Below are 9,180 nucleotides of genomic sequence, written 5' to 3'. Positions count from 1 at the left end.
ATTTCTAATGGGGAGAAAAGAGGACATTTCTATCGGGGATTGACATATCAATCTGCGATTGCTTGCTCTGCTATTAGCACACTCTTTGATTTTTAGAAAAGTATGAGTTCTAGTCAGTATTCAATATTGATTATCTACTGAGATTGCATCCCTGGATATTAAAAAAAAGAAGCCCTCAAAGGGCTTCTTTTTTACTATTAACCGCCGGCTAACTTGACTGTCATGCCTTTCTTTTCAAGGTGCGCTTTAATCTTATCACGCGCATCTCCTTGAATTTCAATGCTTCCATCTTTCACTGAGCCACCACAGCCGCAAACTTTTTTCAGTTCAGCTGCCAGTAGCTTTAATGGTGCGTCATCCAAATCTAAACCAGTAACGATACAAACGCCTTTGCCTTTACGACCTTTAGTTTGGCGTTGAATGCGAACAATACCATCACCTTTAGGACGTTCGATCTTCTCTTCTTCAGGTTTGATTCGACCAGTTTCTGTTGAATATACGAGTGTCATATTCTTATTTCTTTTGTTGTTGAGCTTGTAGCGCTTTCTGTTTTGCAACTAAATACGCTTCGATATGGCGCTGAATCGCAGCTTTGCCGCCTTTGATTAGTTTGCCATTGAACATACAATACCAAGCGTTTGGCTCGCCAGTGTCGTTCTTTATCGTGTAGCCGTTAAATATTTCAGTTTGTGGACTGTTAGTGCTTTGTGCGCGTTGACCTAAAGTTGCAAACTCTTTTGGATCAATAATAGACGCGGTGTCGCACCACCAATCTATGCTCTTTTTTACCGCCGTCAAACTGCCTTGTAAAACGTGGTTTTTGATTTTTACCTTCCAAACGCTACCATCAGGTCCGCCTGATTGCAGGTTAAAACCTCTATAATTTGAAATTGCCATACCACTGAGCCATCTATTTAGTGCTTTTTTACAATCATAATTACAACTGAGCAATAATCAAACATTAATGTTGTTATATCGCTCAGTTATGCCTATTTCTACCACAAAACAAACGACGGTAACGTTATTTAGATTGCAGTATTAATACAATCTGCTAAAAACTCGTGGAACTTGTGACCGTTGTTCTGCAGCATTTTAGGGAACATAGAGATTGGAGTCATACCTGGGAAGGTGTTGACTTCATTCAGATAAATCTCATCATCTTCTGTTAAGAAGAAGTCAATGCGAGATAAGTGACGCAGATTCATCTGTTTAAAGACGGTTTCAGAAGCAATTTGAATCGCTTCAACTTGTTCTGCTGTTAAGTTCTTTGCTTCAACCTCTGTCAAAGAGTGGCTTGAGCTGCTGTACTTCTCATCATAAGAATAAAACGCGCCATCTGGAGCAATGACCTCTCCGGGCTTAGTAATGAACAGTTGACCATTCATTTCGTACGCTGCGACTTCTAGCTCACGCGGCTTCACAGACTTTTCAACTAAAACTTGCTCAGAGTAGCCAAATGCATCGTTAACGGCTTGAATTACACCATCCTTTTCAGTGACGCTGTAACAGCCAACAGATGAACCTTGTCGTGCAGCTTTGACAAAAACTTTACCCCATTTATCAAACGCTTGTAATGCTTGCGCATGAGCTTGCTCGTCGTTACGAGTCAAGAATAAGTAAGGTGTATTTGGGATGCCAATCGCGTCGTACCATAGTTTCGAAGTAATTTTGTTGAAGCTGTTACTGCTTGCTTCTGGTCCACAACCTAAATATGGAATGCCTGCGATTTCGAACATAGACTGGATATCACCGGTTTCACCAGGAAAACCATGGATACAAGGGACAATGAAATCGACTTCTAAGCTTAAGTTGTCAGAACACAATTTTTTGGTGTTGAGATCTAAGTAAACCAACTCACCTTGGTTAGTCACCCAACCTTCATTTTTAATTTCTACACGCGTAACGTTCACGTTTTCGATGAGGTTTAGCTGTTGCTCAACAAAATTAGCAGATAACAGTGAAATTTCGTGCTCAGAAGAGCCGCCACCGCATAGTAAAAGGATATTTTTAATCATGAATCAATCTTTCCGTGATCTCCAAAAGATACTATTCAGTATGATAAACCTTTGAGTAGTAACGTACAGTTATTTTACTGTGAGGAATGCTGTCCGAATAGGATTTGACCAAAAAAGAAGGGAGCATTTCGCTCCCTTCTCTTCGTAAATTAATTTAGCTTATTAAGCGTAGGATATGCCGAGTTCTTAATGGCATCGATACTCTTCACAAATGGCTTAAGCTGTTGAAAATGACCAGGCAGAGAAGAAATTGCCTGCTTTGCTTCTGCACTTGTTGCGTAGTCACCGTAAAGTACCGAGAACCACTTAGTACCGTTCACTACTTTGTAGTTTTCCCAAATTGGCTGACCATTTTGAGGAAGCTGGCGAGCGAACTGATCCACTTTAGCTTGGCTTCCAACCGCGACAACTTGAATGGTATAACCAAAACGCTGGATACCCGCTTGTTTCTTGCTTGGCGGTACGATCTTAACTGGTTTTACCTGCTCTTTCGGTGTCAGCTTAACTACCTTTTTCTCTTCAGGCTTCGCAGTCATTTTAACAACTGTTGGTTCTACGTCTTTCTCTACTACAGCGCTTTCAGACGACATAATAGGTTTTGAAACTGAAGGAGTTTGGTAGTCCTCACGGTAGCTTTCTGAGGTTACATCTGTAATGTAAGTTTCCGAAGCACAAGCAGAAAGCAGTACTGATAAGCCGATGATTGCGATTTTTTTCATGGAGTAACAAACGCTCTAAATAAATATTACGATAAATCATGCCGATAGCAGGTCATTTTATCAAGCACCAAACACAATAAACTGTGATTTTCATGTGATGAGTGACACAAACTCTGTACGCTTGGCTCACTTTTGAGCCAATGTCTGCTTTGTCCATATTTAAAGAGATGCTTATTCGTTTATGATTGTATGAGGAGTGACCAACCGTTCTAGGCGTAAGAGGCCAAGGAGAAAGAATGAATAAATTACAAAAACTCTTCAAACCTAATTCTGTTGCGGTAATCGGCGCCTCTCAAAAAGAGTTACGCGCAGGGCAAATAGTAATGCGGAATCTTCTTCAGAGCGGGTTCGGTGGTGCAATCATGCCCGTGACACCGAAATATAAGTCGGTATCTGGTGTTATCGCATACCCTAACGTCGCCTCCCTGCCCTATACCCCAGATATTGCCATTCTTTGTACGAATGTGTCACGTAATAAACAACTGCTTGTTGAATTGGATCAGCGCGGCACGGAGTTTGCCATCGTCATTTCAGATGACGTTGAAAGTATCGATTTCTCTGATCTAAACATAAGAGTCTTAGGACCAAATAGCCTCGGGATAATTCTTCCTTGGCATAACTTCAACTGCTCCTTTTCTCCCGTGGCAGCGCAACCGGGTAAAATTGCGTTCATCTCTCAATCCGCTGCAGTGTGTACCACGGTTCTTGATTGGGCAAACGACAAGAATATTGGTTTTTCTTCTTTTATCTCAATCGGTCAAGGGCAAGACATCGACTTTGCAGAACTGCTTGATTATTTAAGCATGGATGCAAAGACCGAAGCCATTCTTCTTTATGTTGATTCAATTAAAGATGCTCGACGCTTTATGTCAGCAGCACGTGCAGCGTCACGAAACCGTCGTATCTTGGTTCTCAAAGCTGGTAGGTCATCACAAGCTCGCCCATTTAGCGATGGCAACACTGACTCATTGGATGTTATCTACGATTCTGCGATAAGAAGAACGGGTATGCTGCGTGTGGGTAATACGCACGAGTTATTTGCGGCAGTAGAAACGTTGACACATTCGGTTCCGCTTCGAGGCGAACGCCTGGCTATCGTAACCAATGGCGGCGGTCCTGCAATCATGGCAGTCGATACTCTATTTAAAAGAGGCGGCAAGCTCGCAACGTTAAATGAAGAGTCTGTCGAACAACTAAAGTCCGCATTGCCTGTTAGTTGGCGTGGTGTTAACCCTATTGATCTTGCAGGAGATGCAACAAAGAAACGTTATGTCGATACCATAAACGCGTTGATGAACGGAGACTGCGCTGATGCCATCTTAATAATGCATAGCCCTTCAGCGGTGTCGGATTCATTAGAAACCGCGAACGCTGTGATTGAAGCAATTCAAGCTCATCCCCGACATAAGCATTTCAATATATTAACCAATTGGTCTGGTGAGCAGACATCGAGAGAGGCTCGGCTAGCCTTTACACGTGCGGGCATTCCAACTTATAGAACACCTGAAAGTGCTGTCGTTGCTTACATGCATTTGGTCGAATACCGACGAAATCAAAAACAATTGATGGAAACTCCAACAACCGCTGAACCTTTACACTCCGGTAGCGTGAGTTCAGCTCGTGAATGGGTAAACGAACAATTACTGGACAAACAAACAGTAATGCTGGATACGCATCAAACCAGCCCTTTGTTTGAACAGTTTGGCTTTAATATTCTTCCGACTTGGATCGCTTCTGAAGTTACTGAAGCGGTCCATATGGCGGAAAATATTGGCTACCCGGTCGCGGTAAAGCTTCGCTCTCCCGATATTCCTCATAAGTCTGATGTACATGGTGTTGCACTCAATTTGCGTAATAGCCAAGAGGTATCTAGCGCCGCGCAAGCCATTCTCGACACCGCAAAGTTGAGCTATCCAGCGGCGAACCTACAAGGGTTGTTGGTCCAAGGAATGGCGAAACTAGGTAGTGCTGAGGAGCTCAGAATTAGTATCGCGGTTGATAAAGTATTCGGTCCAGTGATTTTGCTCGGACAAGGAGGCTCAGATTGGAACATCACTCAAGATGCGGTTGCGGCATTGCCACCACTGAATATGAACCTAGCTCGTTATTTAGTGGTAATTGCGTTGAAATCAGGGAAAGTTCGCTTGCAAAAGCATAAAGACGCGATTGATGTGAACGAACTGTCAAAGTTTCTGGTTCGCATATCTCAAATGGCGGTTGAACTACCAGAAATAGAAAGCCTGGATATACATCCAGTGTTGGTGTCAGGTAGTGAATTAACCATAATCGACGCAGACGTGACACTCAAAAAGTACCATGGAGATGCGCAGGAACGCTTAGCTATTCGTCCTTTCCCCGCAGAGTTTGTTGAGACAGTGACATTACGTGACGGGCAACCTATTCTGTTGCGCCCAATTCTTCCTGAGGATGAGCCAATTCACGCTCAATTTATAAATAGCGTATCTAAAGAAGATCTCTACAATCGGTTTTTCTCCGATGTTGGGGAGTTCAATCATGAGGCACTCGCAAATTTAACCCAAATTGATTACGACCGTGAAATGGCATTTGTTGCTGTTGCCTTTGATGATAATGGACCTTCGATTATTGGTGTATCTCGTGCTCTGATAACACCGGATAATAGTGATGCTGAGTTTGCGATTTTGGTCCGATCAGATTTAAAGGGTAAAGGTCTGGGCAAAGTACTGATGCAAAAAATCATTAGTTACTGCCAAGCAAAAGGCACCAAGCAGATTTCCGGAATGACAATGCCAACCAATCGAGGCATGCTGTCACTCGCACATAGTTTAGGATTTGAGTTGGACGTACAATTTGCAGATGGCACTGCAGATATGGTGTTACCACTCAAACGAAAATGATACCTGATAAAGCAAAGATTTGGGCTGTAAGTTTTCAGCCCTACCTACTCTCCTAACTTCAGACTTTGTTGGATAACCTGAGTAAACATTTCATAAAATAATAAACCAATCGCAAATCATGCATAACTACTGCCATAACCCATACACCACAACAATACGTAAACACCAATAAATCACACTAGTGCATGCCTACTTTTTCATCAAACTGCAATTTACGTGACCAACATCTCATTTGCTAATTTTATAGAACTTATCGTCGAGCTTATGTCATAAAAAGCTATCTTGTTGAATTTTATGTACTAAATACAAAAAGGTCATTTCTCTTACATACCTAACCACCAATTTAGTGATAACAATAATGATAGTAATTATCATTTGCGTGAAATAATATATCGCCCGTTGTTATTGCCTATCATGGATATAAGGTGTTAGAACCAATGTATAAAAAATCAATTCTGTCAGCATCAATTTTATTAGCTCTAGCTCACGGTGCACAAGCAGAAGAACACTCAACTTTTAACGAAGTCGTTGTTACTGCGACACGTACAAATAGCCAACTCGAGGATACTGCAGCGTCAGTTGCAGTCGTCACAGACCAAGACATCGAAGATGGCATGATTACCGGTCTTGATGATCTATTTAAATACACGCCAGGAGTTACCGTCGAGACGAATGCTCGACAAGGTGTTCAAAGTATCAACATTCGTGGTATCGAAGGCAACCGAATTAAAGTTCTAGTTGATGGTGTTGCTCAAGGTAACCAGTTCGATTCAGGCAATAACTTTATTAACTCTTCTCGTGTTGAAGTTGACACCGATCTTGTTAAAGCAGTAGAAATCGTAAAAGGTGCAGCATCATCTTTGCATGGTTCTGACGCAATTGGTGGCATTGTAGCTTTCGAAACGAAAGACCCTTCGGACTTCTTAAAGGGTCGTGATTTTGGTGGTCATGCGAAATTTAACTACTCTTCAGAAGACAATACATTCAGCGAATCGGTAGCACTTGCAAACAAGACCGGGGACCTTGAGTCTTTAGTTGCTTACACTCGCCGTGATGGTAGCGAGCTTGATAACTTTGGTGATTTAGCGGATGCCGATACCTCTGCCAATAACCTTTTAGTGAAATTACAATATCAGTTAAACGAAGCACATAGACTTGAATTTAGCGGTAACTACATTCGCAATGAAGGTGATGGCATTCAATCATATGATGGCTACACGGATGGACGAAGCGAAGATACAACTGAACAATATCAAGTCGGTATTAAGCATATTTGGGGTGCTCAAGCATCAATTGCTGACACATTAACGTGGCAACTAGATTACTTAAGTAAAGACGAAACTGGCATAACACATCGTGTCAAAGGCCTGAACAATCAACGCAAAGATTACACCTACAGCGATGAAGGCTTCCAGTTCGACATGCAGTTAGATAAGTACCTAACGCTTGGTAACACTGAACATTACATTGTTTATGGTGCGTCTTACTTAGATAAAGACATTAAGAACATAAACAAAGAGTTCAATAGCGCTGGGACGGATAAAGAGATCTTCTACATCCCTTCGGCAAGTGAACGTCGTTACGGAGTCTTCCTACAAGACGAGATTACCGTCGGCAACTTCATCATTACTCCTGGTGTTCGTTACGACTCATTCGAAACCGATCCTGGAAACGCTAGCGACAACCCAAGTGGTAACCCTGATAACGAATACAAAAAGTTCTCTGACTCCGCGTTTACTGCTCGTTTAGGCACGATCTACAAACTAAACGAACAACACCGTTTGTTTGCCCAGATAAGCCAAGGTTTCCGCGCACCTGATTTTCAAGAGCTGTATTACTCGTTTGGTAACCCGATGCACGGTTACATAAACAAACCAAACCCAGACTTGAAAGCAGAAGAAAGTATTTCTTATGAGTTTGGCTGGCGCCACAACAACAACATTTCAAGAAGTGAAGTCGCGGTATTCTACAGTGACTACGATAACTTTATCGAGCGACAACAAGTTTCAGGCAGCTTCATTCCAGGTATCGACCCTGCAGTTTTGCAATACGTTAACATTGGTAAAGCAACAATCAAAGGTATTGAATTTTCCAACCAACTGTCTTGGGATAAATTCATGCCAGTAAAAGGCTTTAGTTCTCGAGTTGCTGCAGCCTACACTGAAGGTGAAGACGGAAACAACGATCCATTAAACAGTGTTAACCCATGGAATCTAGTTGCTGGCTTCAACTACGACTCTGAACAGAACTGGGGGTCTTCACTAACGGTTAACTACACTGCGTCGAAAGACAGCAGTGATATCAATGGTGATGACATCCTACCAATTTCTTCAGCAACTGTTGTTGACGTAACTGCATACTACAAGCCAATTAAAGATCTCACCCTGCGAGCGGGGGTATTTAATGTGGCAGACGAAGAATACTACAGTTGGAATGATGTAAGCGGAATGAAAACTGAGAATAAAGACCTAACACAAGCCGGTCGTAACTGGGCTATTACAGCGAAGTACGAATTTTAGTTATCAACACACTTCTTAACGAAAAATCCCAGCATCATATGCTGGGATTTTTTTATTTGAGACGCCAATTTTTCTTAAGGTATTGTACGCACCAAGATTTGGCTTCGCCCATCGTATTTCTGCGCCACGCTAAAATAATATCAATTGGCTGTTCTTCCGTACCTTCAATGCGTTTAAGAACGCCACTCTCAATTAAAGGCTCCGCGATTTGACTTGGTAGCGTCCCAATACCTAACCCGGAAGTTAGTGCTTCAACTTTGGCAGGGAAATTGGTCACTGTGAGTCTTGGCTGTTTTTGCATTACATTGATTGATAGCGCTGGCTGCTCTCTTGCCGTATCAGCAATCGCAATAACGCGATATTTTTCTCGGGCATTGTCATCAAAATCCCCACTTCGCTTATGCACATAATGATCAGAAGCGGCGACCCAAACCATACTCATTTTACCAATTTTTTCGGCCTTAACATCTTGCGGAAGTGTATCGAGAGCCGGACATATCAATAAGTCTGCCCTTCCGGTATTTAGCGACTCCCAACTTCCCGCAAGAATCTCTTCTTGTAACCTCACCCTTGTACTACTCACGTTAGATAGCGCATCTACCATTGGGAAGAAATTTGAAATAGGAATAATTCCATCAAAAGCCACCGTAATATCAAGTTCCCAACCATTGGCCAAGAGCGTTGCATCATTAACAAGCTTCTCACTAGCTTGCAGAATTGCCCTACCACGCTCAAGAATCAACTTCCCGGCTTCTGTGAAATGTGCTTTGTGACCTGAACGATCGAAAATAATGATATCGAGATCTTGTTCCAGTTTCTGAATTTGATAGCTAAGCGAAGAAGGCGCGCGATCTAATTCGTTCGCAGCAGCAGCAAAACTTCCTCTTCTATCAATAGCATCCAAGATATGAAGTGCTTCTAAAGTGATTGGGCTCTGCACTATAGCTCCCTATTTGTGTGATTTAAATCACAGTAGTGGTATTTAAAAATTTATACTAGAAAATGGCTTTAAACAATATAACAGATTGATAAATAAAGACTAGGTTGCGCA

Annotated in this window: 7 protein-coding genes; 2 read left to right on the top strand and 5 right to left on the bottom strand. The window is 42.2% G+C overall.

Annotated features, from left to right (window positions below):
* Positions 1–197: 197 nt before the first annotated feature.
* The 4 genes from yciH to AACR11_RS04695 all read right to left on the bottom strand — a co-directional run bounded on the left by yciH (position 198) and on the right by AACR11_RS04695 (position 2,734).
* On the bottom strand, positions 198–509 hold the full coding sequence (gene yciH, locus AACR11_RS04710; RefSeq protein ID WP_009696673.1) for a stress response translation initiation inhibitor YciH: 312 nt from the start codon (positions 507–509) through the stop codon (positions 198–200).
* A 4-nt stretch (positions 510–513) separates the two neighbouring features.
* Positions 514–897 (bottom strand): DUF3319 domain-containing protein, encoded by a 384-nt coding sequence (locus AACR11_RS04705; protein ID WP_005451794.1) that lies wholly within the window; start codon positions 895–897, stop codon positions 514–516.
* A gap of 128 nt (positions 898–1,025) precedes the next feature.
* On the bottom strand, positions 1,026–2,015 hold the full coding sequence (locus tag AACR11_RS04700; RefSeq protein WP_009696674.1) for a D-alanine--D-alanine ligase: 990 nt from the start codon (positions 2,013–2,015) through the stop codon (positions 1,026–1,028).
* Between the two features lie 149 nt (positions 2,016–2,164).
* Complete coding sequence (locus AACR11_RS04695) at positions 2,165–2,734, bottom strand: SPOR domain-containing protein (RefSeq protein WP_005451792.1); 570 nt, start codon at positions 2,732–2,734, stop codon at positions 2,165–2,167.
* Positions 2,735–2,970: 236 nt separating this feature from the next.
* Here AACR11_RS04695 and AACR11_RS04690 point away from each other — a divergent pair, with 236 nt between their 5' ends.
* Positions 2,971–5,610, top strand: coding sequence for a bifunctional acetate--CoA ligase family protein/GNAT family N-acetyltransferase (locus tag AACR11_RS04690; protein WP_029789340.1), 2,640 nt, complete (start codon positions 2,971–2,973; stop codon positions 5,608–5,610).
* A 437-nt stretch (positions 5,611–6,047) separates the two neighbouring features.
* Complete coding sequence (locus AACR11_RS04685) at positions 6,048–8,129, top strand: TonB-dependent hemoglobin/transferrin/lactoferrin family receptor (RefSeq protein ID WP_029789341.1); 2,082 nt, start codon at positions 6,048–6,050, stop codon at positions 8,127–8,129.
* A 52-nt stretch (positions 8,130–8,181) separates the two neighbouring features.
* Here AACR11_RS04685 and AACR11_RS04680 read toward each other — a convergent pair whose 3' ends face one another.
* Positions 8,182–9,069, bottom strand: a complete 888-nt coding sequence (locus AACR11_RS04680) for a LysR family transcriptional regulator (protein WP_029789342.1) — start codon at positions 9,067–9,069, stop codon at positions 8,182–8,184.
* Positions 9,070–9,180 lie beyond the last annotated feature (111 nt).

The sequence above is a fragment of the Vibrio sp. L85 genome (assembly GCF_963871815.1).
GTDB lineage: Bacteria > Pseudomonadota > Gammaproteobacteria > Enterobacterales > Vibrionaceae > Vibrio > Vibrio harveyi.
This window is presented reverse-complemented; position numbering and strand designations above follow the sequence as displayed.